Below are 24,324 nucleotides of genomic sequence, written 5' to 3'. Positions count from 1 at the left end.
GAGGGCCCGGATGCGACACCTATTGACGAGCTGGCGTCAGGTCGTCGGGGCGCTCAGGAGTCGGCGGGCTCCCGTACGAGCAGCGTCGTGCCGCGGTGCGCGCCGAGGCGGACGGCCAGCTTCCCGCCGTCGACCCGACCGACCGTCTGACCCGTGAAGGCGTCGATGACGCGGGCGCCCTCGGGCAGGTGCTGCGAGCCGAACGCGTCGTCGATGTCCTCGGTCGAGAAGTTGAGCACCGTGACGGCGAGGGCATCCGTGGCGGTGCGCTGCACCATCGCCAGCAGGCCGCCCTGCGGGACCGCCGGCACGTCGAGCAGCGTGCCCGCCGCGATGCCGTGCCGCTCGCGGATCTCCAGGACCCGGGCGAGCCGCATGGCGAACGAGCCGTCGTCGGCGAGCTGGTCCGGCAGTGAGGCGTAGAGGCTGCGCGCCCGGGGCAGGCCCGAGCCGGACATGCGGGTCTCCGACATCGAGCCCGCCAGGTCGTGCGCACCCCGGTTGACCCAGCGGGTGTCGCCGTGGGCGATCAGGGACTTCACCTGGTCACGCTCGAGCGGCAGCACCCCGCGCAGGTCCCAGCCGGACAGCGCGAACACGCCCGGCTGCAGCGCGTTGTACATCGCCAGCAGCAGGTGTGCGTCCCGGATCCGCTCGATGTCGTCCTCGCTGATGGTGTCCAGGTCCCGGATCCCCAGCGCCGCGGTGATGACGCTCGCGGTGGTGCAGGCGATGCCGTTCGTGGTGAACACGAGGTTGTACGGGGCGGCCTCGCCGGTGATCTTCTCGCGCAGGGTGGACTGGACCTGCTCGGCCAGCTCCGCGCCCGTCAGCGACCGGCCACCGAGCTCGAAGACCTCGTCCCGGTGACGGGTGACGAAGTGGACCAGCTCGTACGTCAGCTCGTCGTGGTTCTGCAGGGCGTGCACGAGGCTCGCCTGGTCGACGCCCACCTCCATCGCCTGGTGCAGGGTCAACCGGAGGAACTCCGTGTCGCCGGTGACCAGGGCGTGGTGGTACCCGGGCCGGGTGACGAAGTCGTACGACAGGTCCGGCCCGACGGCCGAGGTGGACCGGATGTCGTCGATGCTGAGGTTCAGCTCCTGGAACGTGAACCCCCCGACCTTGCGGACCATGGAACCGATGAGCTGGTTGGCCGCCTCGGAGAGCGGGTGACCCTCGGACCAGCCCGCGGCCTCCTCGACGCCCTTCTCGACGCCGAGGAACCCGTTGGCGTCCAGGCGGAGCGCCCCGGTGCCGAGGTCGAGCAGGGAGTGCAGCGCGTCGCCCATCACCAGGCGCATCCCGGAGAAGGTGGGGTCCAGCCAGTTCAGCGACGGCTGGCCGTCCTTGAAGTAGTGCAGATAGACCCAGCGGCGCACCTTGCCGGTCGTGTCGACCACCGGGCGGGTGACGCTCCAGTTGGTCTCCTTGACGCCCGGCTCGTAGAAGATGACGCGCTGCAGCTCGCCGATGATGTACCCGGCCTCCTGCAGGGCGCGCTCGGTCGCCGGGTCGATGTTGACCGAGTCCTTGCCCCCGGGCACGTCCGGCAGCAGGTGCCAGTCCGACTCGGGGACGTCGATCATGTGGTACAGCCCCGGGTAGTCCCGGTGGTTCATCTCGGCGAGCCGGAAGTCGGCGCCCTTGCCGGTGTGGCCGGGCACGATGTCGTCGATGATCGTGCCGTTGTGGTCCTTGGCGGTGATGCACATCGCCCGGAACTCGTCCTCGGTCCCGAACAGCGGATCGATCGCCATGCTGACCCGGTCGAAGTGACCGTCCACACTCGGCGTGTACTCCCAGCCGTCGAGTCCCCCGGCGCGCTTGACCGGGCCGGTGTGGATGGCGTCGATGCCGATCTGCTCGAACGCCTCCCAGAGCCGCGGGTCACCGAGGGTGGCGAGGAACGACTGGCCCGGCCGCGTGATGAGCGAGAGCGGGTAGGCGGTGAACCACACCGACGCGGTGCTCACGGCCTTGCGCGGGTTGGGCCGGGCGTACGGGTTCTGCCACATGCTGGCCTGGCCGGACAGCTGCCGGGAGAGCGTCTTGGCGTCGCCCAGCATGGACTGGGCACGCAGCCACTCGACGTACGCGGGGTTGGTGCCGACCGGTTCGAACGGCGGCAGCGCGTCGCCGAACTGCTGGTTGCGGCGAGCCCGCGGGCGCGCCTGCCGCGGACGCGCGGGATAGAACGCCTCGTCGTAGTTGACGTCGGTCGGCTCGGCGTCCTCCGCCGTGGGCGGCGGGACGTCGACCAGCGGCAGAGAGGTCGTCTCCGGGGCGGGCTCGGCAACGGTCATGCGTGGCTCCTCCATCGGGTCCATCGGGGTCGATCACACTCGAGATCGTTCGGCGTTCTTCGGCGGTTCCGCGGACGACGACGGGTCCGGCGGAAGGGGACCGCCGCGCATCGCGCCATCGGTCTTTCATATCACTGCTGACGGCCGGCGCCCGCCCCGCACGTGCTCCGACGACGACGTCGCCCCTCCGCCGGCGGACCGGGGGAGGGGCGAGGTCGTGGTGACGATGGCCGCGAGGCGGCCGGGACACACCCGGATTCAGCCGGCCTGCAGCCGGATCGGATGTGCCTCCCGCATCCGGAGGAGCCGCGCCACGCAGGCGTGCCGGTCCATGGTGACCGGGTGCGGATCCTCCAGCTCCAGGTATTCGTGGTCGAGCTGCATGACCACACGACTGTGCAGGACATGGAGCTCGGCCGTGGACAACCCATCGAGTTCCTCGGGAAAGTCGTCGTCGACGGTGCACCTGATCGACTCCGAGGACATGATCTCGGTCATCCTTCCTCCTATCCAGAGTGCGGGGACCTGGGAAGGATGGGATCACTCTAACCAGTCCGCAGGCCCAGCGGGAGGGCCGGGCAGCGGGCAGGGTCAGGCAGGGTCGAACGCGGTCAGCTCGTGACGGCGAGCGCGTCGATCTCCACCAGCATGACCTCGTGCGGCAGGTCGACGAACACCGTGGTGCGGGCGGGGAGGTCTCCACTGGACACGTTCGCCGCGACGAACTCGCCGTAGGCCTCGTTCATCGCGCCGAAGTCCTCCCGCTTGGTCAGGTAGACGCGGAACATCAGCACATCCTCCACCGACGCGCCGCCGGCGGTCAGGATCGCCTTGACGTTCTCGAGCGTGCGCAGCGTCTGGGCCTTCACGTCGCCCGCGGCGATGTACTCGTTGGTCGCCGGGTCCATGGGGCCCTGCCCGGAGACCTGGAGCAGGCCGCCCTTCGCCGCCCCCTGCGAGAAGGTGTGCGCGGGGGCGGGCGCCTCGTCGGTGGTCACGACGGTCTTGGTCGATGCGCTCATGAGGGGGTCCTCTCGTTCTGGGTCGGGGTGGTGGGAGGTCGGGTCCAGCCGAGGTCGGCCGAGACGGCGTCGGTGCAGGCGACCAGCTCGGGCACGAGGTCGAGCAGGCCGGGCCGGTCGAGCAGGACGACGGGCACCGAGCAGGAGGCCGCGGCAATCACGCGGCCCCGGGCGTCGTGGATGGGCGCGGCCACGCAGTGCACGAACGCCTCGTGCTCGGAGCCGTCGAGCGCCCAGCCCTGGCGGGCGACGGTCGCCAGCTCGGCGAGCAGGCCCTCCGGCGTCGTGATGGTGTGCTCGGTGAGGGGGACGTAATCGATGCCGTCGGCGATGGCCCGCTGCCGGGCGGGCGGCAGGTCCGCGAGCAGCACCTTGGCGACGGCGGCCGCGTGCAGGGCCGCGGTCAGGCCCACCCGGGAGTACATGCGCACCGGGTGGCGGGACTCGAGCTTGTCGATGTAGACGACGTCGTCGCCCTCCAGGGCCGCCAGGTGCACCGTGTGGCCGGTGCTCTGGTTGAAACGGGCCAGGTGCGGACGGGCGATGCCGATCACCTCCCGCTGGTCCAGGGCGACGGCGGCGAGCGCGAACAGCTGGGAACCCAGGCGGTAGCGCTGCGTCTCGTCGCGGACCACGAAGCGCCGCTCCTCCAGGGCGTGCAGCAGCCGCATCACCGTGGTCTTGTGCACCGACGCCGCGGCGGCCAGCTCGTCGAGGCCGGCGGGTCCGTTCGCGAGCCGCTCCAGCAGGTCGAGCGCGCGCAGCAGGCTCTGGCTCATCGCCGCGTTCCCGTGGTGCGGGCGTTCTCGGCGGCCGGGCCGGGCAGGAAGCCCGCGTGGGTCACGACGGTGGTCGCCCACTCCTCGTCCGTGCAGGCGAGCAGTCGGTCGCGGACCGCCGGCTCGGGCAGCACGCCGCGGTCGGAGCGGACCGTGAGGGTGGCCGCGGCGGCGACGTGACCGCGCCGCAGGCGAGCCCGCTCGTCGAGGCCGTGGAGCAGGCCGCTGAGATACCCGGAGGCGAAGGCGTCACCCGCGCCGACGGGTTCGACCGTGTCCACGGTCAGCGCCGGGACGCGGGTGGACGAGCCGTCGTGGGCGAGCGCCGTGGCGTGCACCGCGCCGTCCTTGACGACGACGACCTCCGGGGTGGGCAGCAGCCGGCGCAACTCGCTCGCGGTGGTGGTGCCGAAGGCGGCCTCGGCCTCGTCGGCGCCGACGAGGACGACGTCGGCCCGGTCGGCCAGGCCGGCCAGCACGGACGGGTCGCGGCCGGCCCACAGGGCGGGCCGCCAGTTGACGTCGAAGCTGATCCGCTGGTGCGGTCGACGCTCGGCGAGCAGGCGCCGGACGAGTGCCAGGCAGCCGTCGGAGAGGGCGGCCGTGATGCCGCTCAGGTGCACGAGGTCCGCCCGGTCCAGCAGGGCGACGACGGCGGGATCGTCCAGCAGCTCCGGGGTCATGGCCGCGGCTGCCGACGCGCTGCGGTAGTAGAGGACGCTGCCCGGCGCCTCGTCCGGAGTGGGGCTCGGCACCTTGACGTAGAGACCGGTCGGGCGGGCGTCGTCGATCTGGACGGCGGCGGTGCCGACCCCGTGGGCGTCCAGTTCGCGCCGGATGCGCTCACCGAATCCGTCGTCACCCACGCGGCTCACCCAGTGGGCGTCCACACCCGTCGCGGCGAGGCCCAGGGCGACGTTCGACTCCGCCCCGCCGGCGCCGACCCGCAGCGCCTCGGCATCGGCGAGCGACTGCCCGCCCGGGGGTGTCAGCACGGCCATGGTCTCGCCCAGGCACACGGCGGTCGGCATCGGGGAGGTGCTCCTGACAGAGTGGGGACGGATCGGGCGCGGTGTTGACGCCCATCACGCCTCAATGCTAGACAAGTCACACTCCACGCGCAACGACCGTTGCGCCATGTGCAACGGACGCGCTCGGTCGGTGACTGCGCATACGAATGAGAGGACCCCATGGTTGACGCTCCCGGTACCGCACCGGCCATCGACGCGGCCCTCGTCGGCGCCCTGGCCGACGAGGTGCTGGACTGGCGGCACAAGGCGGTCCCGGCGTTGCGACACGGGGGGACCGCGCGCGACCTCGCCTCGGGCAGCACCGCGCTCGCGGACCTGCAGACCCCCGTGCTGACGCTCGAGTCCGCGGCCCTGACCCACAACCGGGACCGGATGGCCGCGTGGTGCCGGGAGCACGGCGTGCTGCTCGCCCCGCACGGCAAGACGACCATGGCGCCCTCCCTCTGGGCGGACCAGCTCGAGTACGGCGCGTGGGGGATCACCCTGGCCACCCCCGCGCAGCTGCGGGTCGCCCGGCGCTTCGGCGTGCACACGCTGATGCTGGCCAACAGCCTCACCGATCCGCAGGCGGTCCGCTGGGTGGCCGACGAGGTGGCCGGCGGCGCGCGGATCGTCTCCTGGGTGGACGACGTCCGCACCGTTGAGTTGATCGACGAGGTCCTCGACGCCACCGGCGACGCGGCGACGGATGCGGCCGGCGTGCGGCTCGAGGTGGTCGTCGAGCTCGGGGGAGCGGGCGGGCGCACCGGGGCCCGCAGCGTCGCGTCCGCGCTCGACGTCGCCCGTGCCGTCGGGGCCAGCCGGCACCTGAGCCTCGCCGGGGTCGGCGGCTACGAGGGATCCCTCGCGCACACCGCCGACGAGACCGGCCTGACCGCCGTGCGCGACTACCTGACCGCCGTCCGGGCGCTGCACGAGCGGCTGCTCGCCGACGGCGCGTACCCGGGCGACGCCCTGATCACCGCCGGCGGCAGCGCCTACTTCGACGACGTCGTCGAGATCCTCGGCCCCTGCGCGACCGGCGCCCCCGCCGGGACCGGACGCAGCGGCGGACCCCGGGTCGACGTCGTGCTCCGTTCCGGGGCGTACCTGATCCACGACGACGGCTTCTACCGCGGCATCTCGCCGTTCTCCCGGCAGGGTCCCGACCGGCCCGAGGGCGCCGCCGCCTTCCACTCCGCGATGCACGCGTGGGCGCGGGTCGTCTCAGCTCCGGAACCCGGGCTCGCCATCCTCGACGCCGGCAAGCGCGACCTGCCCGTCGACGAGGGGATGCCCGTGCCGCAGCTGATCGGCCCCGGCCTCGGCGCCCCCATGCGCCCCCTGACCGGCGCCCGGATCACCGCGGTCAACGACCAGCACTGCTACCTGGTGACCGACCCCGACGACGACACCGCGCCACGGCCCGGCGACGTCGTCCGGCTCGGCCTCTCGCACCCGTGCACCGCGATGGACAAGTGGACGCTGATCCCCGTGATCGACGACGCGTCCCGGCCCGAGGACGCCGTCGTCGTCGACACGGTGCGCACGTTCTTCTGATGGCGGCCACCGACACACCCACGACTGCTCAGACCACCCTGATCACCGGTGCCACCGTCGTCGACGGGACGGGCGCACCCCGCCGTCGTGCCGACGTGGCCGTCGAGGGGACCCGCATCGCGGCCGTGACCGCTCCCGGGGAACTGCGCGGCACCGCCGCGGACCGCACGATCGACGCCGACGGGCTCGTCCTCACCCCCGGCTTCATCGACATGCACGCCCACTCGGACCTGCAGCTGCTCGTCACCCCGGACCACGTGGCGAAGCTGAGCCAGGGCGTCACGACCGAGCTGCTCGGCCAGGACGGCCTCTCCTACGCGCCCGTCGACGACGCCTCCCTCGCCGGGATCCGCGAGAAGATCGCCGGCTGGAACGACGACCCGGACGGTTTCGACTGGTCCTGGCGCAGCGTCCGCGAGTATCTCGACCGGCTGGACCGGGTGCAGCCCGACGGCGGCCGGATCGCCACCAACGCCGCCTACCTCGTGCCGCAGGGCACCGTCCGCGCGCTCGTCACGGGCTTCGACGAGGGCAGCCCCACCCCCGAGCAGGTGTCCCGGATGCAGGACGTCGTGCGGACCGGGATGCTCGACGGCGCACTCGGCCTCTCCTCCGGGCTGACCTACACGCCGGGCATGTACGCGGACACCGCCGAGCTCGCGGCCCTGTGCCGCACCGTGGCCGAGCTCGGCGGCTTCTACGCCCCGCACCACCGCTCCTACGGGAAGGGTGCGCTCGAGGCCTACGCCGAGATGATCGGCCTGAGTCGGGACACCGGGTGCGCCCTGCACCTGGCCCACGCGACCATGAACTTCGCCGAGAACGCCGGGCGCGCCCCCGACCTGCTCGCCCTGATCGACGGCGCGCTCGACGCCGGCGCCGACATCACGCTGGACTCCTACCCCTACCTGCCGGGCGCGACGACGCTCTCGGCGGTGCTGCCGAGCTGGGCCTCCGCGGGCGGCGTCGACGGGACCCTCGCCCGGCTCGCCGAGCCGACCGCGCGGGCCCGGATCCGGGAGGACCTCGAGGTGCACGGGTCGGACGGCTGCCACGGCGTCACCGCCGACTGGGACACGATCGAGATCAGCGGCGTCCGCCACCCGGAGCTCGAGGGGTACGTCGGCCGCACCGTCGCCGCGATCGCCGCCGACGAGGGCCGCGAGGCGTTCGATGTCTTCGCCGACATCCTCACTCGCGACCGGTGCGGTACCGGGATCCTCCAGCACGTGGGCCACGAGGAGAACGTGCGCGCCATCATGGTCCACCGGGCCCACACCGGCGGCAGCGACGGCATCCTCGTCGGGGTCAAGCCGCACCCGCGGGCCTGGGGGACCTTCCCCCGCTACCTCGGCCACTACAGCCGCGAGTTGCAGCTGATGAGCCTCGAGGAGACCGTCCACCGCCTGACCGGTCGCCCCGCCGCGCGGCTGCGGCTGGACCGGCGTGGCCTCGTCCGGGCCGGCTGGGCGGCCGACCTCGTGCTCCTCGACCCCGACACGGTGGCCGACCGCGCCACCTTCGACGACCCGCGCCGCCCGGCGGCGGGCATCCACCACGTCCTCGTCAACGGCGTCGCCGCCGTCGACGACGGACGGCCCACCGGCGCCCGCGCGGGACGCGCGCTGCGCCGCACCCCGAGAGGAACCGCATCCCCCGATGACTGACGACCCCCGCTCCGGCCCGGCCACCGTGCCTCCCGACGCCGGCCCGGCCACCGCGCCCGGCATCGCCCCACCCGAGCCGACCGGTCTGACCGGTCGGCTCGCCGCCGACCGGACCCTCGCCGTCGTGCGTGCGAACCGCATCCCCGACGCGGCCGACCTGCTCGGCTCGCTCACCGCCGGCGGCATCCGGATCCTCGAACTGACCTTCACGACGCCGGACGTGCTCACCCACCTGCGGGCGGCGGCCGCGGCCGCGGACGCGCTCGGGGCGCTCGTCGGCGCCGGCACCGTGCTGACCGCCGACCAGGCCCGGGCCGCCGTCGACGCGGGTGCCCGGTTCCTGGTCACGCCGGGCATCCGGCCCGAGGTGGCCGCCGTGGCCGTCGAGGCCGGCATCCCCGTCAGCCTCGGAGCGATGACGCCCACCGAGGTCGCCCAGTCGCTGGACCTGGGCTCCGAGATCGTCAAGATCTTCCCCGCGCGCACTCTCGGACCCGGCCATCTCAAGGATCTCCACGGGCCGTTCCCGGACGCCCGGCTGCTGCCCTCGGGCGGCGTCGACGCGCGCAACGCCCGCGGCTGGCTCGATGCCGGCGCCTTCGCCGTGTGCAGCGGGACCTCCGTCGTACCCCCGGCCGCGGTCGAGGCCGCCGCCTGGGACGACATCACCGCCCGCGCCCGGGACTTCACCACCGCCCTGACCACCCCCTCCACCTCCGAGGAGAACTGATGGACGCGTTCTTCACCTGGCTCCACCACGACACGGCCGGCCTGCTGCTGCTCGCCGCCGCCGGCATCGCCCTGCTGCTGTTCCTCATCATCAAGGTCAAGGTCGAACCATTCATCGCTCTCGTCGGGACCGGCGTCGTCGTCGCCCTCGTCGGCGGGGTCAGCATCGAGCAACTGGTCGGGACGCCCACCAAGAGCAGCGACGCCCTGATCGAGAAGGGCTTCGCGAGCATCCTCGGGCACATCACGCTGATCATCGGTCTCGGCACCGTGCTCGGCGCGATCCTCGAACGTTCCGGCGGCGCCAAGGTGCTGCTGGACCGGCTGGTGCGCATCTTCGGCGAGAAGGGCACCCCGCTGGCGATGGGCATCACCGGCTTCGTGCTCGGCATCCCGGTGTTCTTCGACATCGGCATCTTCGTGCTCGCGCCGCTGGTCTACGTCGCCGCCCGCCGCGGTGGCCGCTCGCTCGCGCTGTACGCGCTGCCGCTGCTCGCCGGCCTGTCCGTCACCCACGCGTTCCTGCCGCCCCACCCCGGCCCCGTGGCCGCCGCCGGCCTGTTCGGCGTCGAGCTCGGCTGGCTGATCATCATGGGCCTGGCCTGCGGCATCCCCGCCTGGTTCGTCTCCGGCATCCTGTGGGGCACCTGGATCGGCAAGCGGGTGCACACGACGGTGCCCGAGGACATGGTCGCGGACGAGAGCGACGCGGCCGTGGGCCGCGAGCCGGGGCTCGGGACCGTGCTGCTGGCGATCGGGCTGCCGATGGTGCTCATCCTCGGCGGCACGTTCGGCAACGTGTTCCTGCCCCCGGGCCTGGGCCGCGACATCCTCATCTTCTTCGGCAACCCGGCGATCGCCCTGACCGTCGCGGTGCTGCTGGCGATGTGGCTGCTCGGCACCCGGCGCGGCATGGCGGCGTCGGACCTCGCCACGCTCAGCTCCAATGCGCTGCGGCCGATCGGCATGATCATCCTCGTCGTCGGCGCCGGTGCGTTCTTCGGCGCCGTGCTCGCCGCGACCGGCGTCGGTGCCGCCGTCGCCAAGAGCCTCGCGACGGCGGGCCTGCCGGTGATTCTCTCCGCCTACGTCATCTCCTGCGGGCTACGCATCGCGCAGGGCTCGGCGACGGTGGCGATCGTGACCACGGGCGGCATCCTCGCGCCGACGCTGACCTCCGCCGGCTACTCGCAGCCCGAACTGGCCCTGATCGTCATCGCCATCTCGTCCGGCTCGATCATCGCCAGCCACGTCAACGACGGCGGGTTCTGGATCATCTCCAAGTACTTCAACATGTCGGTCAAGGACACGCTGAAGACGTGGACGGTACTGGAGACGGTGCTCTCCGTGGTGGGCTTCGCGGTGGCGAGCCTACTGTTCCTCGTGGTCTGAGCCGACCCCGATCGACACGCGGCGCGGGCCGGGCAGGAATTTCCTGTCCGGCCCGCGGCCTGTACGAGGGGTGACCGAGACGAACGCGAACCCCGACACCTCCACCAGCGAGACCACCAGCGAGACCAGCGACGAGAGCAGCGGCCGCGGGAAGCGGACCGCGCTGGTCGTCGGAGCCAGCGGCATCACCGGCTCCGCCCTCGTCGAGCAGCTCACCGCGAGCGGCTGGGAGGTCCTGGCCCTCTCGCGGCGGCCGACCGCTCCATCGGCTGCGGGGACAGGTGTGCGCGGCATCGCCGCCGACCTGCGCGACCCGGACAGCCTGCGCGCCGCGCTCGCGTCCGAGGCGCCCACCCACGTCTTCTTCACTGCCTGGCAGCGGATGCCCACCGAGGCCGAGAACATCGCGGTCAACAGCGCCATGGTGCGGGACCTGCTCGCCGCCCTCGCCCACGCCTCGCTGCAGCATGCGGCGCTCGTCACCGGGCTCAAGCACTACCTCGGGCCGTTCGAGGCGTACGGGCAGGGGACGATGCCGGAGACGCCCTTCCACGAGGAGGAGCCCCGGCACGAGACCCCGAACTTCTACTACGCGCAGGAGGACGAGCTGTTCGCCGCGGCCGCCCGGCAGGACTTCTCCTGGTCCGTGCACCGCTCGCACACCGTGATCGGCCACGCCGTCGGCAACGCCATGAACATCGGGCTGACGCTCGCGGTGCAGGCGACCCTGGCGAAGGAGCTCGACCTGCCGTTCGTGTTCCCCGGCAGCGCGACCCAGTGGAACGGCCTGACGGACATGACGGACGCCGGGGTCCTGGCCGAGCAGATGATCTGGGCGTCGACGGACCCGGCCGGCGCGAACGAGCCCTTCAACATCGTCAACGGGGACGTGTTCCGGTGGCGCTGGATGTGGCCGCGGCTGGCCGCGCACCTCGGGGTGCCCGCGGAGCGCGTCGTCGGCTTCGAGGGCGAGCCCCGGCCGCTCGAGCAGCAGATGGCCGAGCACGAGGCGGCGTGGCCGGCCATCGCGCAGCGGCACGGGCTCGTGGAGGCGGACATCACCCGGCTGGCGTCCTGGTGGCACACCGACGCCGACCTCGGGCGGGACCTGGAGGTGGTGACCGACATGGGCAAGAGCCGCGCCGCCGGTTTCACCGGCTACCGCCGCACCGAGCAGGCCTTCGCGGACCTCTTCGACCGCTACCGCGCGGAGCGGCTGATCCCGTGAGCCGCGGCAGCACTGGTTCCGGCGGGAACGTCCAGCGGGTCCGGCGATACTGACGGGATGACGTCGACGATGCCGGGCGCCTTCTCCCGGCCGGAGGGCGAGCGGGCAGGCACCCACCTGCTCGTCATGCTGCACGGGTACGGCACCGGCGAGGAGCGGATGGAGTCCCTGTTCGCCACGCTGCCCGCCGGCTTCACCGCCGCGGCCCCGCGCGGGAGCCTGGACGTGGGCGGCGACGTCGGCTGGTACCTGCTGGACCCCGGTCTTCGTACCGACCAGGGGCAGGTCATCACCGCCGCCTCCGGCGTCCTCGCGTGGCTGGACGGCGTGCTCGCGACCGGGCCGTTCGCCAGCGTCAGCCTCTTCGGCTTCTCCCAGGGGATGGCGATGGCGACGATGCTGCTGCGGCTGAGGCCCGAGAAGTTCCGGTGCGTGATCGGCATCGGCGGCTTCGTCCCCGAGGTCGAACTGCTCGCGGTCACCGAGCCGCTGCCGACGCGGGTCCCGTACCTGTGGCAGCGCGGTACCGCGGACCTGGTGATCCATCCCGGTGCGCTCGGCTACACCGCGGAGTGGCTGGAGGGGAACACCGCCCTGACCCGGCGGGAGTTCGACGGCGGCCGGCACGTCATCACTCCGGCCATGATGATCGAGACCGACCTCTTCCTGCGGGAGCACGTCCTCGAGGCCGGCTGAGCGCAGCCTCGGATCAGTCGGATTCGCTGAGCCCACCGGTGCAACGGCCCCAGCGAGTGGTGCTGCTGTGACGGACGTGCGCACGCCGTCGCCACACCGGCCCCTCGCGTCCCCCTCGGTGTAGCCCTTGCTCCGCCGCAGACGCCGAAGGCCGCCCGGGGCCCGAGCGGCCTTCACACGAGAACGGCGAGCGAGACGCGCCTAGATCCAGGCGGGAGCCGCCGGGGCGGCCGAGCCGTCCGCGAACACGACGCCGGAAGCCTCGCCGGCCGGCACGCGACCGGACGCCCAGCGCACCAGGTCAGGCAGGGAACCGCTGACCTCGGTGGCGTCGTCCTCGGAGGCCCCCACCCGTTCGCCGTCGTGCGGCCCCCCGGTGACGGTCAGCGCGACGGCGTTCCCGCGCGTGGCCCACACCCCGGTGATGTCCGTGAGCAGCCGGCGCAGGACGTCGGTCGGCACGTCGGTGAACCGGGCGCCGTTGTCCAGGTCGATCGCGTGCGGCCACACCTCACGGGTGCGCATCCACACGGTCTCGGACACCGGCACAGTCCGGCCCTGGGCGGTACGGACCTCGGCGGCCCACTTCTCGTCCGGCAGGTCGCGCCACTCGACGGAGAGGTGCACCGCCGAGTGGTCGAACAGGTTGAGCAGCGCGATCGGCGGCAGCGTGGCGCCGAACTCGATCTCCCGGTTGCGGTACTCCATGTCCGGGTACATCGGGGTCTCCACGCCGGTCGCCGCCCACTCGACGAGCCGGGCCACCGCACGAGCGTTGCACCCGACGTGCGCGATCAGCTGGCGCCGGTTCCAGCCGGGCAGCAAGGACGGCTCGTCCATGTCCGCGTAGGAGAGTTTGCCGAGCTTGCGGGCGAAGAACGCCGTGCCCCGCCGCGCGGTCAGCAGGCCGGCGCGGACCTCCTCGTCCGTGACCAGGTCGTGCCGGGCGACCACGCTCAGGCTCCCGCGGTGGCGGACACCTGGGCGCGGGCGACGTTGACCAGCTCGCCGATGCCCTCGATGCGCGTCGTCACGGTCTGGCCGTCGGTGATGTACACCTCGGGCGTGCGGGCGCGGCCGACGCCCCCGGTGGTGCCGGTGAGGATCAGGTCGCCGGGGTTCAGCGTGATGATCTCGGAGATGTACGAGACGAGGAACTCGGGGCCGTGGACCAGGTCGCCGATGGAGCCGAGCTGCATCCGCTGACCGTCGACCTCGGTGGTGATCGCCGCGTCCTTCGCCAGCTCGTCGGGGGTGACGACGACGGGGCCGATCGGCGTGGACGCCTCCCACATCTTGCCCTGCAGCCACTCCTTGGTGCGGAACTGGTAGGACCGCATCGAGATGTCGTTGGCGACGGTGTACCCGGCGATGTACTCGCCGGCCTCCGCCTCGGACACGCGGCGCGCGGTCCTGCCGATGACGACGGCCAGCTCGGCCTCCCAGTCGATCGCCGGGTCCGCCTCGGGCAGCTCGACGTCGTCGTACGGGCCGGTCAGCGTCTCGGCGAACTTGGCGAAGAGCGTCGGGTACTCGGGCAGGTCACGGCCCATCTCGGTGATGTGGGAGGCGTAGTTCAGCCCGACGCACAGCACCTTGGACGGCGACGGCACGACGGCGGCGAGGTCGGCGCCCTCGACGGCGTGCTGCGCGCCGTGCGCGGCCGCGGCGATCTGCTCCCAGCCCTCCCGGGCGAACAGCCGGCCGAGGTCGGCGTACCCGTCGATCTCGACGAACGCGTCGCCGTCCTGCCGGACGGCGACGGTCCCGGATGAAGTGCGCAGGGTCGCAAGCTTCACTTGGTCTCTCCTTCGATGTAGGTGCGGTTGAAGGCGAGGCGCTCGTAGATGGGCGCGTCGCCGAATCGGAACAGGTCGAAGTCGGTCTCGGCCTCGATGGACCAGGCGGCCCAGGACGGGACGACGATCATGTCGCCCTTGGTCACCATGTGCGTCTGCCCGTCGAGCACGAACGCGCCGGTGCCCTCGAACACCTGGTACACCGACGAGCCGACCTCGCGGACGGTGCGGGTCTGCGCCCCGGCGCGTAGCCGGTGGAACTCGGCGCGGATCGTCGGCATCACGTCCCCGCCGGTGGTCGGGTTGGTGAAGCGGACGGCGGCGTGGCCCTGGCCGACAGTGGCCGGGTAGCCCTCGTCCTCGAGGGCGAGCTGCTCGGTCAGCGCCCGGTCGGTGTGCTCCCACCGGTACGCGCCGATGGGGGAGTTGACGGTGTTCTGCAGGCCCGAGAGGGGGCGCAGGCCCGGGTTGGCCCACAGCCGCTCGGAGCGGGAGATGTCCGGGGTGGCCTCGTCGGTCACGCGCTCGGTGCCGAACTCGAAGAAGCCGGCGTCCATGCCGTGCACGAGCGGGATGTCCAGCCCGTCGATCCACGCCATCGGCTGGTCGGTCTCGTTGTGGTCTCCACCTGCACCGGCTTCCTCGCCGGGCCGGACGACGCTCAGTGCCCTGAGTACAGTAAGGGCAGAGCCACGCCCGCGATCAGGAGGAACCATGTCATCCGAGCGCCCGGTCAACCCGGCCATGAAATTCGTGACCCGAGCGGCCTTCGACGACGACGGCAACCCGAAGCCGGGCCTGACCCGCGTCCTGAACCGGACCCTCGACGTCAACCGCCCGCTGGTCCTGGCCAACCTCAAGCGACTGCGGCGGAAGCACCCCGACGCGAGCGCGAAGAAGCTGGCCAGACTGCTCCAGCGCGACTACCTGGCGGCCGTGACCGTCGGCGGCGGCGGGATCGGCGCGACCGCCGTCGTGCCCGGCATCGGCACCGTCGCCTCGCTCGGCCTCTCCGCCGTCGCGACCGGCGCCTTCCTCGAGGCGAGCGCCTTCTACGCGCAGTCCATCGCCGAGCTGCACGGGGTGCACGCGAAGGACCCCGAGAAGACGAAGACCATGGTCATGGCGATCATGCTCGGCGAGGAGGGCAGCCAGCTGATGCAGTCCTTCGCTGCCCAGGCCGCCGGACGTGGCGCCGGGCCGACGGCCCGCTGGGGGCTCGTCCTCGGGCGTGGCGGCTCCGACACCATCACGAAGACGATCGTGGCGAGCATCCGCCGCCGCTTCATCAAGCGGTACCTGCTGCGCAGCGGCGGAGCCGTCCTCGGCCGGGCCCTGCCGTTCGGCATCGGTGCCGTGGTCGGCGGTGGCGCGAACCTCGCGATGGGTCGAGCGGTGATCAAGGCGACCACCGACGCCTTCGGCGAGGTCCCCGAGACGCTCCCCGGTGAGCTGGTCGCCGATCTGCAGCGGGTGCAGCTTCCCGCCTCGTCGGGCACGACGTCGGGTTCGGGCACCGCCTCGAGCACTGATTCCTCGGACGCGGGTTCCTCCGGCACGGGTTCTGCCTCGGACACGGGTTCTGCGTCGGACACGGTCCGGTGAGCACGGCGCTCGTCACCGGCGCCTCCGCCGGTCTCGGCGCCGAGTTCGCCCGTCAGCTGGCCGCGGCCGGGCACGACCTCGTGCTCGTGGCGCGCGACGAGGCCCGCCTGACCGCGCTCGCCGCCGACCTGCAGCGGGACCACGGCGTGCGTGCCGAGGTGCTTCCCGCGGATCTCGTCACCGACGAGGGTCTCGCTGCCGTGCGGGCCCGGATCGAGCAGGCCGCGGATCCCGTGACGGTGCTCGTCAACAACGCCGGCTACGGGATCCCGACCGACTTCGTCGACACCGCCCTGGCCGACGAACAGCGCATGCTCCAGCTGCTCGTCGAGGTGCCGATGGCGCTGAGCCACGTCGCGATCCCGGTGTTCGCCGGACGCGGCGGCGGCCACATCGTCAACGTCTCCTCGGTGGCCGGGTTCATCCCGCGGGGCACGTACGGAGCGGCGAAGGCGTGGCTGACCAGCTTCAGCCGCTGGGCCAACACCCGGTATCGGTCGCGTGGCGTCGTCGTCACCGCGGTCTGCCCAGGACTGGTGCGCACCGAGTTCCACGGCCGGATGAAGGTGGACACCCGGAACGTGCCCGGCTTCGCCTGGCTGGATGCGCCGCTCGTGGTGCGGGAAGGCCTGGCCGCGGCGTTCGCAGGCCGCGCCGTCGTCGTCCCGTCGAAGCGCTACCGGACCGTCGTCGCGCTCAGCAAGGCGCTCCCGGACCGGCTGATGGCCGCCGCCGGCCGTCTCGGCCATTGACGTGGCGCTTTCCGCCCGACCGTCGCACTGAGTCAGCGGGTTCCGCCCGATTGTCGCAGTGAGTTAGCGGGTTCCGCCCGGTCGTTGCGGTGAGTTAGCGGGTGCCGCCCGAAACGGGTACTCAAAGAGCCCTGGTTTCGGGCGAAACTGGCTGACTCACCGGTGAACGACGACCGTCGAGGCTGCGCCGAGTCCGTCTGAGCTGAGTCCGTCAGTTGCGCCCTGCATCTCCGCTCAGTCCGTCAGTTCCGTCCGAGAGCCCCGGTCAAAGATCACGGCCTGCGGGCGATACTGACGGACTCGCACCGATTGGGCCGCAACGCCCCCGACGTGACCCGCCGACCGGGCCGGAGCCGGTCACCACCCGACCTGACGCAGCGCCAACCCGTCGACACGGCGCCCGACGAGGTGACCGGGCCGCTCCAGCCCTACCCGAAGACGGCGTGCGCGACGGCGAAGATGGCGAGGCCGGCCAGGGAGCCGACCACCGTGCCGTTGATCCGGATGAACTGCAGATCCTTGCCGACCGCGAGCTCGATCTTGGCGGAGGTCTCCTCGCCGTCCCACCGCTCGACGGTGTCGGTGATGATGGACGCTGCCTCGTGCCGGTAGCGGCGCACCAGGTAGGCCGCCGTGTCGCCGAGCCAGCCGTCCACCTTGCCCGCGAGCTCGTCGTCGTCGCACAGGCGCTGACCGAACTCCGTCACCAGGCCGGTGAACCGCCGGGAGAGGTCGCTGTCGGGATCGGACACCGCGGCCAGCAGCGCCGCCTTCGTCTGCTCCCAGGCGGTCGCCGCGAAGCCGCGGACCCGGGGGTCGTCGAACGTGTTCTCCTTGATCCGGTCGACGCGGGCCATCATCGCCGGGTCGTGCTGCATGTCGTCGGCGAGGCGCAGCAGGTAGTCGTCGATCGAGCGGCGCACCTGGTGCTGCGGGTCCGCCTGCACGGCGCGCACGAACTTGAGCACCTCGCTGTGCACCTTGTAGCCGACGACGCCGTCGATCATGGACGGCACCCACGAGGGCGAGCGCTCGGTGACGAGGTCGATGACGGTGCCCTGATGGGTGTCGAGCCACTCCTCGGCGCGGTCCACCAGCATGTCGACCACGGGACGGTGGTGCCCGTCGACGAACAGTTCGTGCGCGACGCGGCCGAGCGGCGGGCCCCACGGCGGGTCGATGACGTGGCGCCGGACCATGCTCTCGATCATGCCGGCGACGTCCTCGTCCTTCAGGAGTGTCAGGGCGCCGCGGATGATGACGGCACCCTCGGCCGTGACGGTCTGCGCACCGGTGCGGCCGTCCTCCCCGGCCGTGACGAGCCACCCCCCGGCCCGTCGGGAGACGTGCGCCGCGGCGAGTTTCTCCCGCACCACCGGCTCCGAGAGGAAGTTCGACTCGACGAATTCGCCCAGGGAGGCGCCGATGGCGTCCTTGCGTCGCGGGATGATCGCCGTGTGCGGGATGGGCAGTCCCATCGGCCGCTTGAACAGGGCGGTGACGGCGAACCAGTCCGCGAGGGCGCCCACCATCCCGCCCTCGGCCGCCGCCCGTACGTACTGCAGCCACGGGTAGCGGCCCTGGAGGGCGAAGGCGACGAGGAAGACGACGGCGAGCGCGATGAGCAGGGAGAGCGCGAGGGTCTTCATCCGGCGCAGGCCTGCCGCCCGGGCGGCATCGCCTCCTCCCGGTGTCGCCACCGGGTCGGTCGCGGTCGGGGTGCCGATGGTGGTCGTCATGGCTCTATCTTCCCGCGTGGCGGAGCTGTGACGGCTATCACCCTCCTGACGTGCAAGAAGACACGAAAATGAGACCAGCAGCCTGCTGACAATCCATTACGGTGAGGTGCACCGAACACATCGGTGAACGGACGGCAACCGCTGTCCATCTGTCATCCAGGAGGGGCCATGACCACCACTCACACTCGCACCGGCCGGGCACCCGTGCAGACCGTCGCCCTGCTCGTCGGCGCTGTCTTCCTGCTCGTCGGTGTGCTCGGGTTCGTTCCCGGCATCACCAGCAACTACGGCGCGCTGATGTTCGGCGGCCACCACTCGGAGGCCATGCTGCTCGGCCTCTTCCAGGTGTCCATCCTGCACAACATCGTGCACCTGCTGTTCGGCGTCGTCGGCATCTCGCTGTCCCGCTCCTTCGCGGGCGCGAAGAACTTCCTCATCGGCGGCGGCGTGATCTACCTCGTGCTGTGGCTGTACGGCCTGTTCATCGGCCAGGAGTCGGCCGCCAACTTCGTCCCGCTGAACACCGCGGACAACTGGCTGCACTTCGTGCTCGGCGTGGCCATGCTGGGCCTCGGCATCGTCCTCGGCCGGCAGGTCACCACCCGCCGCACCGTCTGACACCAGCGCAACACCGACCGACGGCCGGGTGACGCACCACGTCACCCGGCCGTCGGCGTCTGTACGCCCCCGCCGTCCCGGCGGACCGGTCGGGACGGCGGGGGCCTGTGACGTCGGCGACCCGACGAGTAGCATCAGGCCCACACCGCTGCGGAGGCATCGGCACCCCGTTCCGTGCGCCATCGACTGAAGCATCGATCACCGACCGCGCCATGGAGGCGCGGTCCGACGGAGGAGACGACCATGAGCAGCAACGTCAATCGCCCGAACGAGTTCGGTGACCACCCCGACGATCCTCGCCGCCTCGATCCGGCGGACACCGACGGGCCCCGCCACGCGGCGGACACCGGCCCCGAGGGCCAGCGCTACCCGGACCAGGGCTCTCCCGATCAGCGTGGTGCGGGGGAGGCCGACGGGCTGCGGGACATCCGCGACGGCGGGTACGACGACGGCCGGTACGCCGATGACCGCGGCCGCAACACCCGCGACGGCGGCTACGACGACGACCGTGGCCCGAACACCCACAACGGCGGGTACGACGAGAGCCGGGTACGGAACAGCGGCGACGGCGGGTACGACGACCGCGGACGCACCACCCGTGATGGCACGTACGAGAACGTCGGCGACAACGTCGGCGACAACCGGTATGACGACGGCCGGGACACCCGTGGCGCCGGTGCGGCCGCGGCCGGCGCTCCCGCCGCCGCTCGGAACGCCGACACCCGCAACGCCGACACCCGCAACGCCGACACCCGCAACGCCGACGCCCGTGACACCGACGCCCGCGACAGCCGGGCCGAGGACGTCGCCACCCGGCGTGCAGGCACCACGGAGCGGATCGTCAAGGAGCGCACCCGGGCCAGCCGCGGCATCGCCCGCACGGTGGCGGCCATCATCGCCGTCGTCTTCCTCGTCGTCGGCGTGCTCGGGTTCATCCCCGGCATCACCAGCAACGTGGACCAGCTGACCTTCGCCGGCCACAGCTCCGGCGCCCTGCTGCTCGGTATCTTCCAGGTCTCGGTGCTGCACAACATCGTCCACCTCGCGTTCGGCGTCGTCGGCCTGCTGATGTCCCGCACGGCCGGGGCCGCCCGCACGTTCCTGATCGGCGGCGGCATCATCTACCTGGTGCTGTGGGTCCTCGGCCTGCTGTTCGGCCACGTCGACACGCTGAACGTCGTGCCCGTCAACGACGCCGACAACTGGCTGCACCTCGGCCTCGGCGTCGTCATGGTGCTGCTCGGCCTGATCGTGGGCCGGCGCCGTACCGTCAGCCGCGAGATCGTCGGCTGACACGCGTGTGCGTGGGCCTGCACGGCCGCTGCCTCCAGCGGCCGTGCAGGCCCGGCCACTAGAGTCGGCGCTGTGAGCGATGCGCTGAGCAAGTCACCGCCCGGGTCGTCCGCGCAGACCCCGGCCGTCTACGCCCACCGCGGTGCCAGTGCCCGCTGGGCGGAGCACACTCGGGCCGCGTACCTGCAGGCCCTCGAGGACGGCGCCGACGGCGTCGAGTGCGATATCCACCTGACGCGTGACGGTCACCCGGTGCTCTGGCACGACGACACCCTGGACCGCACCTCCGACGGCACCGGCGACGTCGCCAATCTGACCCTGGCGGCCATGCGCCGTCTCGACGTCAGTTCGTGGAAGGGCGCCGCCATCCCCACCCGGTTCGGCGCCCGCTCGCAGCAGCTGCTCACCCTCGACGACCTGCTCGACCTGCTCCTGGCGCACGGCCGGCCCGTCGGCCTCGCCATCGAGCTCAAGCACCCCAGCCCCGCCGGACGCCGGCTGGAGGAGACCGTGCTCACCGTGCTGATGCGGCGCGGGCTGGACCCGGAGACCTGTCGCCTCGGCACCATCAGCGTCTCGTTCATGAGCTTCTCCGCGGAGGCGGTCAACTATCTGATCGCCACGGTCGACAGCGATCACGTCTGCCAGCTCATCGACGAGGTCTCCATCCACGACCTGCGCACCAAGGAACTGCTCGGCCCGGTGATGCGGACCATCGTCACCCGCTACCTGCGCCGGATCTTCTCCGAGGCGAACGTCGTGATCAACAACCAGCGGGTGGGGATGGTGGGGCCGGGCGTCGCCTACGTGCGCCGGCACCCGCGCCGCATCGAACGCTGGATCGCCGCCGGCGCCCTGCTGCGGGTGTGGACGGTCGACGACGTCGAGGACGCCCGGTTCTGCCTGGACCGGGGCGTGCAGCAACTGACCAGCAACCGTCCGGGAGAGCTGCGAGCGTGGCTGCAGACCGAGCGGGTGCTGCCGACCGAGCGAGCCGGCCGGCCCGCTCCCGCCACCACCCCGGGAGTCTGAGCTCTTGTCCACGCCGATCCGCGACTACGCCTTCCTCTCCGACCTGCACGCCGGGCTGCTGGTCTCCCGGCACGGCAGCATCGACTGGCTCAGCTTCCCGCGCTTCGACGCGCCGTCGTTCTTCTCCGCCCTGCTCGGCGACCCCCACCGCAGCCGGTGGTCGCTGCACGCCGTCGGCGGGACGGTCCGCGAGCGGCGCTACCTGCCGGGCACCTTCGTGCTCGAGACCGTCTGGGAGACGGCCACCGGCACCGCCCGGGTCACCGAGTTCATGCCCATCGACCACCCGGACGAGCTGCCGCGCGCGGACGTCGTGCGCCGGATCGAGGCGCTCAGCGGCACCGTCGAATTCACCGAGGACCTCGTCATCCGTTTCGGCTACGGCCGCACCGTGCCGTGGGTGCGCCGGGTGGCCGACCCGGACGGGACGCCGACGCTGGTGGCGATCGGCGGTCCGGAGGCGCTCGTGCTGCGCCAACCGGACCTGCCCACCGGGTCCGATCACCACCACCGCGGCACCGTGCGAGTCACCGCGGACGGATCGGCCGAGGGATCGACCAGCACCTCAGCCGGTGCGTCCGCCGACGGCGCCCACGGCAGGCGCCAGGCGGACCTCGTGCTCAGCTGGTTCCACTCCCACCGGCCCGTGCCCGACCGGATCGACGTCGACGCCGCGCTGGCCCGCACCATCGGCTACTGGGAGCGGTGGACGGAGAGCTGCACGAATACGGGCGCCCACGACACCTGGGTGCGCCGCTCCCTGCTCGTGCTGCGCGCCCTGACCCACGAGGCCACCGGCGGGATCGTGGCCGCCGCGACGACGTCGCTGCCCGAACAGCTCGGCGGGGCCCGCAACTGGGACTACCGGTTCTGCTGGCTGCGGGATGCCGCCCTGACGCTCGAGTCGATGCTCGACCACGGGTACGCGGAGGAGGCGCTGCACTGGCGCAACTGGCTGCTGCGCGCCGTCGCCGGCGACATCGCCGACCTGCAGATCGTCTACGGCGTCGCGGGGGAGCGGGAGCTCGGGGAGCGGGAGCTGCCGCACCTGGAGGGCTACGCCGGGTCGCCGCCGGTGCGCATCGGCAACGGCGCGGTCGACCAGTACCAGGCCGACGTCGTGGGCGAGGTGATGGTCGCGCTCGGCAAGCTGCGTGGTGTCGGGGTCGCCGAGGACGAGTTCTCCTGGTCCCTGCAGCGCGAGCTGCTCCGCTACGCCGAACACCATCTGGACCGCAAGGACCAGGGACTGTGGGAGATGCGCGGCGACGAGCACTACTTCACCCACTCGCGGGTGATGATGTGGGCCGCGTTCGACCAGGGCGTCCGCGCCGTCCACGAGCACGGCATGACCGGCCCGGCCGCCCGCTGGGCGAAGCTGCGCGACCAGCTGCACGACGAGATCATGGCGAAGGGCTTCGACGAGGCGAGCAACTCCTTCGTCCAGACGTACGACGGCACCGAGGTGGACGCCTCGCTGCTCCAGCTGCCGCAGGTGGGGTTCATCGGCTACCACGACCCGCGGATGCTCGGCACGGTGGCCCGGATCGAGCAGGAGCTGCGCGGCAAGGAGGGGCTGGTGCTGCGCTACCGCACCGAGCACTCCGACGACGGGCTGACCCCGGGCGAGCACCCGTTCCTGGCCTGCTCGTTCTGGCTGGTGGAGCAGTACGCGATGACGGGCCGGCACGACGACGCCGTCGCCCTGATGGACACCGTCATCGCCTGCGGCAACGACCTGCAGCTGTTCTCCGAGGAGTACGACCCGGACACCGAGCGGATGGTCGGCAACTTCCCGCAGGCCTTCTCACACCTGACGCTGATCCGGGCCTCCGACGCGCTCGGCGGCTACGACCCGAACCGGGGTCGCGGGCACCGGCACACGCTGCCCGCCGCGCCCTGAGCGCCGGCCCTCAGCCCGTGACCAGGGCCGCCGTCGCCTCTGCGATCGCCCGTTCCTCGTCGGTCGGGACGACGAGGACGGGAATGGCCGAGTCCTCACCGCTGATCCGCCGGGCGACCGTCGAGCGCTCCGCGTTGGCGGCGTCGTCGAGCGTGATGCCCAGCGCGCCGAGCCGCCCGACGACGCGGGCGCGGAAGCCGGCCGCGTTCTCCCCGATGCCCGCGGTGAAGACGACGACCTGCGTGCCGCCGACCGCCACGTGGTAGGCGCCGACGTACTTGGCCAGCCGGTAGCTCGCCACGTCGAGCGCGAGTTCCGCGTACCGGTCACCGCCCTCGGCCGCCTCGGTGACGGCCCGCATGTCCGACCGTCCGGCCAGCCCCTTGAGCCCGGATTCCTTGTTCAGCAGCCGGTCCATCTCCTCGGCCGTGTGGATGTCCCGCTCGATCAGCTGCGTGATGACGGAGGGGTCGACGTCGCCGGACCGGGTGCCCATCACCAGCCCCTCCAGCGGGGTGTAGCCCATGGACGTGTCGACGCTGACGCCGCCCTTGATCGCGGTGACGGACGCGCCGTTGCCCAGGTGCGCGATGACGGCGGCGAAGGAGGAGCGCTCGATGCCGAGGAACGCCGCGGCGGCCCCGGTGACCAGGTCGTGGCTGGTGCCGTGGAAGCCGTACCGGCGCACCCCGTGCTCCGAGTAGAGCGAGTCCGGCAGCGCATACCGCCACGCGTGCTCGGGCAGCGTGCGGTGGAACGCGGTGTCGAAGACGGCGACCTGCGGCAGGTCCGGCAGGGAGTGCGTGATGGCGCGGATGCCGAGCACCGCGGCCGGGTTGTGCAGCGGCGCGAGCGGGGCCAGCCGCTCGATCGCCCGGGTGATCTCGTTGGTGATCACCACCGGCCCCGAGAACCGCTCACCGCCGTGCACCACGCGGTGTCCGACGGCGTCGAGCGTGCGCCCGCCCAGCTCGTCGTCGAGCCGGTGCGTGAGCAGGTCGAGGGCGTGCTGGTGGTCCGGCACCTCCGCCTCACCGATCCGCTCGATCAAGCCCGAGGTCACGACCTCCCCGGTGGCGGTGCCGACGGCGGGATCACTGCCGGCGTCCGGTACCTCCCGCACCTGGTACTTGACGGAGGACGAACCGGAGTTCAGGACGAGCACGAGCACGGGTTGGCCTCTCGATCGGGTCG

The 24,324-nt window shown here is 72.1% G+C and carries 21 protein-coding genes and 1 pseudogene; 12 read left to right on the top strand and 10 right to left on the bottom strand.

Features of this window, described 5'->3' with window-relative positions:
• Positions 1-53: 53 nt before the first annotated feature.
• The 5 genes from treS to BGP79_RS11880 all read right to left on the bottom strand — a co-directional run bounded on the left by treS (position 54) and on the right by BGP79_RS11880 (position 5,138).
• On the bottom strand, positions 54-2,306 hold the full coding sequence (gene treS / locus BGP79_RS11900; RefSeq protein ID WP_233121456.1) for a maltose alpha-D-glucosyltransferase: 2,253 nt from the start codon (positions 2,304-2,306) through the stop codon (positions 54-56).
• Positions 2,307-2,564: 258 nt separating this feature from the next.
• The gene (locus BGP79_RS11895; RefSeq protein WP_076695755.1) at positions 2,565-2,804 is read right to left on the bottom strand and encodes a hypothetical protein; all 240 of its coding nucleotides are present in this window, start codon (positions 2,802-2,804) and stop codon (positions 2,565-2,567) included.
• 113 nt (positions 2,805-2,917) lie between these two features.
• On the bottom strand, positions 2,918-3,328 hold the full coding sequence (locus BGP79_RS11890; RefSeq protein ID WP_076695753.1) for a RidA family protein: 411 nt from the start codon (positions 3,326-3,328) through the stop codon (positions 2,918-2,920).
• The gene (locus tag BGP79_RS11885) at positions 3,325-4,107 is read right to left on the bottom strand and encodes an IclR family transcriptional regulator (protein ID WP_076695751.1); all 783 of its coding nucleotides are present in this window, start codon (positions 4,105-4,107) and stop codon (positions 3,325-3,327) included. The genes BGP79_RS11890 and BGP79_RS11885 overlap by 4 nt, the downstream gene beginning before the upstream one ends.
• Positions 4,104-5,138 (bottom strand): sugar kinase, encoded by a 1,035-nt coding sequence (locus BGP79_RS11880; protein ID WP_076695749.1) that lies wholly within the window; start codon positions 5,136-5,138, stop codon positions 4,104-4,106. The genes BGP79_RS11885 and BGP79_RS11880 overlap by 4 nt, the downstream gene beginning before the upstream one ends.
• A gap of 159 nt (positions 5,139-5,297) precedes the next feature.
• On the opposite strand from BGP79_RS11880, the gene BGP79_RS11875 reads away from it, so the two are divergent.
• From BGP79_RS11875 to BGP79_RS11850, 6 genes are all read left to right on the top strand, one after another.
• The gene (locus tag BGP79_RS11875; protein ID WP_076695747.1) at positions 5,298-6,677 is read left to right on the top strand and encodes an amino acid deaminase; all 1,380 of its coding nucleotides are present in this window, start codon (positions 5,298-5,300) and stop codon (positions 6,675-6,677) included.
• A complete protein-coding gene (locus BGP79_RS11870; protein WP_076695745.1) occupies positions 6,677-8,344 on the top strand; it encodes an amidohydrolase family protein in 1,668 nt (555 codons plus the stop codon). Before BGP79_RS11875 ends, BGP79_RS11870 begins: the two co-directional genes overlap by 1 nt.
• Positions 8,337-9,074, top strand: coding sequence for a bifunctional 4-hydroxy-2-oxoglutarate aldolase/2-dehydro-3-deoxy-phosphogluconate aldolase (locus BGP79_RS11865; RefSeq protein ID WP_083701862.1), 738 nt, complete (start codon positions 8,337-8,339; stop codon positions 9,072-9,074). Before BGP79_RS11870 ends, BGP79_RS11865 begins: the two co-directional genes overlap by 8 nt.
• Positions 9,074-10,465, top strand: a complete 1,392-nt coding sequence (locus tag BGP79_RS11860) for a GntP family permease (RefSeq protein ID WP_076695743.1) — start codon at positions 9,074-9,076, stop codon at positions 10,463-10,465. Before BGP79_RS11865 ends, BGP79_RS11860 begins: the two co-directional genes overlap by 1 nt.
• 70 nt (positions 10,466-10,535) lie before the next feature.
• On the top strand, positions 10,536-11,693 hold the full coding sequence (locus BGP79_RS11855) for an SDR family oxidoreductase (RefSeq protein ID WP_083701861.1): 1,158 nt from the start codon (positions 10,536-10,538) through the stop codon (positions 11,691-11,693).
• 57 nt (positions 11,694-11,750) lie between these two features.
• Positions 11,751-12,389, top strand: coding sequence for an alpha/beta hydrolase (locus tag BGP79_RS11850; RefSeq protein WP_076695741.1), 639 nt, complete (start codon positions 11,751-11,753; stop codon positions 12,387-12,389).
• A gap of 201 nt (positions 12,390-12,590) precedes the next feature.
• Here the strand turns inward: BGP79_RS11850 and BGP79_RS11845 are convergent, their stop codons facing one another.
• From BGP79_RS11845 to BGP79_RS11835, 3 genes and pseudogenes are all read right to left on the bottom strand, one after another.
• Entirely contained in the window at positions 12,591-13,343 is a 753-nt protein-coding gene (locus tag BGP79_RS11845) for a maleylpyruvate isomerase family mycothiol-dependent enzyme (protein WP_076695739.1), read from the bottom strand.
• A 2-nt stretch (positions 13,344-13,345) separates the two neighbouring features.
• Entirely contained in the window at positions 13,346-14,188 is an 843-nt protein-coding gene (locus BGP79_RS11840; RefSeq protein ID WP_076695737.1) for a fumarylacetoacetate hydrolase family protein, read from the bottom strand.
• A pseudogene (locus tag BGP79_RS11835) lies at positions 14,185-14,814 on the bottom strand (cupin domain-containing protein); the annotation flags it as partial. The pseudogene BGP79_RS11835 and the gene BGP79_RS11840, both read right to left, overlap by 4 nt.
• A gap of 88 nt (positions 14,815-14,902) precedes the next feature.
• Between BGP79_RS11835 and BGP79_RS11830 the strand changes: the two are divergent.
• Positions 14,903-15,793 (top strand): hypothetical protein, encoded by an 891-nt coding sequence (locus BGP79_RS11830; protein WP_083701860.1) that lies wholly within the window; start codon positions 14,903-14,905, stop codon positions 15,791-15,793.
• Complete coding sequence (locus BGP79_RS11825; RefSeq protein ID WP_076695735.1) at positions 15,790-16,545, top strand: SDR family oxidoreductase; 756 nt, start codon at positions 15,790-15,792, stop codon at positions 16,543-16,545. The genes BGP79_RS11830 and BGP79_RS11825 overlap by 4 nt, the downstream gene beginning before the upstream one ends.
• Before the next feature lie 428 nt (positions 16,546-16,973).
• Here the strand turns inward: BGP79_RS11825 and BGP79_RS11820 are convergent, their stop codons facing one another.
• Positions 16,974-18,284: a DUF445 domain-containing protein gene (locus BGP79_RS11820; protein ID WP_076695733.1), complete on the bottom strand. Its 1,311-nt coding sequence runs from the start codon at positions 18,282-18,284 to the stop codon at positions 16,974-16,976.
• Between the two features lie 168 nt (positions 18,285-18,452).
• On the opposite strand from BGP79_RS11820, the gene BGP79_RS11815 reads away from it, so the two are divergent.
• The 4 genes from BGP79_RS11815 (at position 18,453) to BGP79_RS11800 (ending at position 23,130) form a co-directional block, all read left to right on the top strand.
• A complete protein-coding gene (locus BGP79_RS11815) occupies positions 18,453-18,902 on the top strand; it encodes a DUF4383 domain-containing protein (RefSeq protein ID WP_076695731.1) in 450 nt (149 codons plus the stop codon).
• 243 nt (positions 18,903-19,145) lie between these two features.
• A complete protein-coding gene (locus BGP79_RS17125; RefSeq protein ID WP_083701859.1) occupies positions 19,146-20,195 on the top strand; it encodes a DUF4383 domain-containing protein in 1,050 nt (349 codons plus the stop codon).
• Between the two features lie 72 nt (positions 20,196-20,267).
• Positions 20,268-21,227, top strand: a complete 960-nt coding sequence (locus BGP79_RS11805) for a glycerophosphodiester phosphodiesterase family protein (protein WP_233121453.1) — start codon at positions 20,268-20,270, stop codon at positions 21,225-21,227.
• Positions 21,228-21,231: 4 nt separating this feature from the next.
• Complete coding sequence (locus BGP79_RS11800) at positions 21,232-23,130, top strand: glycoside hydrolase family 15 protein (RefSeq protein WP_083701858.1); 1,899 nt, start codon at positions 21,232-21,234, stop codon at positions 23,128-23,130.
• A gap of 10 nt (positions 23,131-23,140) precedes the next feature.
• Here BGP79_RS11800 and BGP79_RS11795 read toward each other — a convergent pair whose 3' ends face one another.
• Positions 23,141-24,301: an acetate/propionate family kinase gene (locus BGP79_RS11795; RefSeq protein ID WP_076695729.1), complete on the bottom strand. Its 1,161-nt coding sequence runs from the start codon at positions 24,299-24,301 to the stop codon at positions 23,141-23,143.
• Positions 24,302-24,324 lie beyond the last annotated feature (23 nt).

Source organism: Tersicoccus sp. Bi-70 (assembly GCF_001968825.1).
Taxonomy (GTDB): domain Bacteria; phylum Actinomycetota; class Actinomycetes; order Actinomycetales; family Micrococcaceae; genus Tersicoccus.
The sequence above is the reverse complement of the archived record's forward strand: the minus strand, read 5'-3'. Positions and strand labels throughout refer to the sequence as shown.

What these genes read in the sequence shown, in the direction of transcription:
- BGP79_RS11895 (WP_076695755.1), bottom strand. Translation starts at nt 2,804, where the DNA reads ATGACCGAGATCATGTCCTCGGAGTCGATCAGGTGCACCGTCGACGAC.
- BGP79_RS11890 (WP_076695753.1), bottom strand. Translation starts at nt 3,328, where the DNA reads ATGAGCGCATCGACCAAGACCGTCGTGACCACCGACGAGGCGCCCGCC.
- BGP79_RS11820 (WP_076695733.1), bottom strand. Translation starts at nt 18,284, where the DNA reads ATGACGACCACCATCGGCACCCCGACCGCGACCGACCCGGTGGCGACA.
- BGP79_RS11860 (WP_076695743.1), top strand. Translation starts at nt 9,074, where the DNA reads ATGGACGCGTTCTTCACCTGGCTCCACCACGACACGGCCGGCCTGCTG.
- BGP79_RS11830 (WP_083701860.1), top strand. Translation starts at nt 14,903, where the DNA reads ATGTCATCCGAGCGCCCGGTCAACCCGGCCATGAAATTCGTGACCCGA.
- BGP79_RS17125 (WP_083701859.1), top strand. Translation starts at nt 19,146, where the DNA reads ATGAGCAGCAACGTCAATCGCCCGAACGAGTTCGGTGACCACCCCGAC.
- BGP79_RS11850 (WP_076695741.1), top strand. Translation starts at nt 11,751, where the DNA reads ATGACGTCGACGATGCCGGGCGCCTTCTCCCGGCCGGAGGGCGAGCGG.
- BGP79_RS11880 (WP_076695749.1), bottom strand. Translation starts at nt 5,138, where the DNA reads ATGCCGACCGCCGTGTGCCTGGGCGAGACCATGGCCGTGCTGACACCC.
- BGP79_RS11815 (WP_076695731.1), top strand. Translation starts at nt 18,453, where the DNA reads ATGACCACCACTCACACTCGCACCGGCCGGGCACCCGTGCAGACCGTC.
- BGP79_RS11875 (WP_076695747.1), top strand. Translation starts at nt 5,298, where the DNA reads ATGGTTGACGCTCCCGGTACCGCACCGGCCATCGACGCGGCCCTCGTC.
- treS (WP_233121456.1), bottom strand. Translation starts at nt 2,306, where the DNA reads ATGACCGTTGCCGAGCCCGCCCCGGAGACGACCTCTCTGCCGCTGGTC.
- BGP79_RS11865 (WP_083701862.1), top strand. Translation starts at nt 8,337, where the DNA reads ATGACTGACGACCCCCGCTCCGGCCCGGCCACCGTGCCTCCCGACGCC.
- BGP79_RS11870 (WP_076695745.1), top strand. Translation starts at nt 6,677, where the DNA reads ATGGCGGCCACCGACACACCCACGACTGCTCAGACCACCCTGATCACC.
- BGP79_RS11885 (WP_076695751.1), bottom strand. Translation starts at nt 4,107, where the DNA reads ATGAGCCAGAGCCTGCTGCGCGCGCTCGACCTGCTGGAGCGGCTCGCG.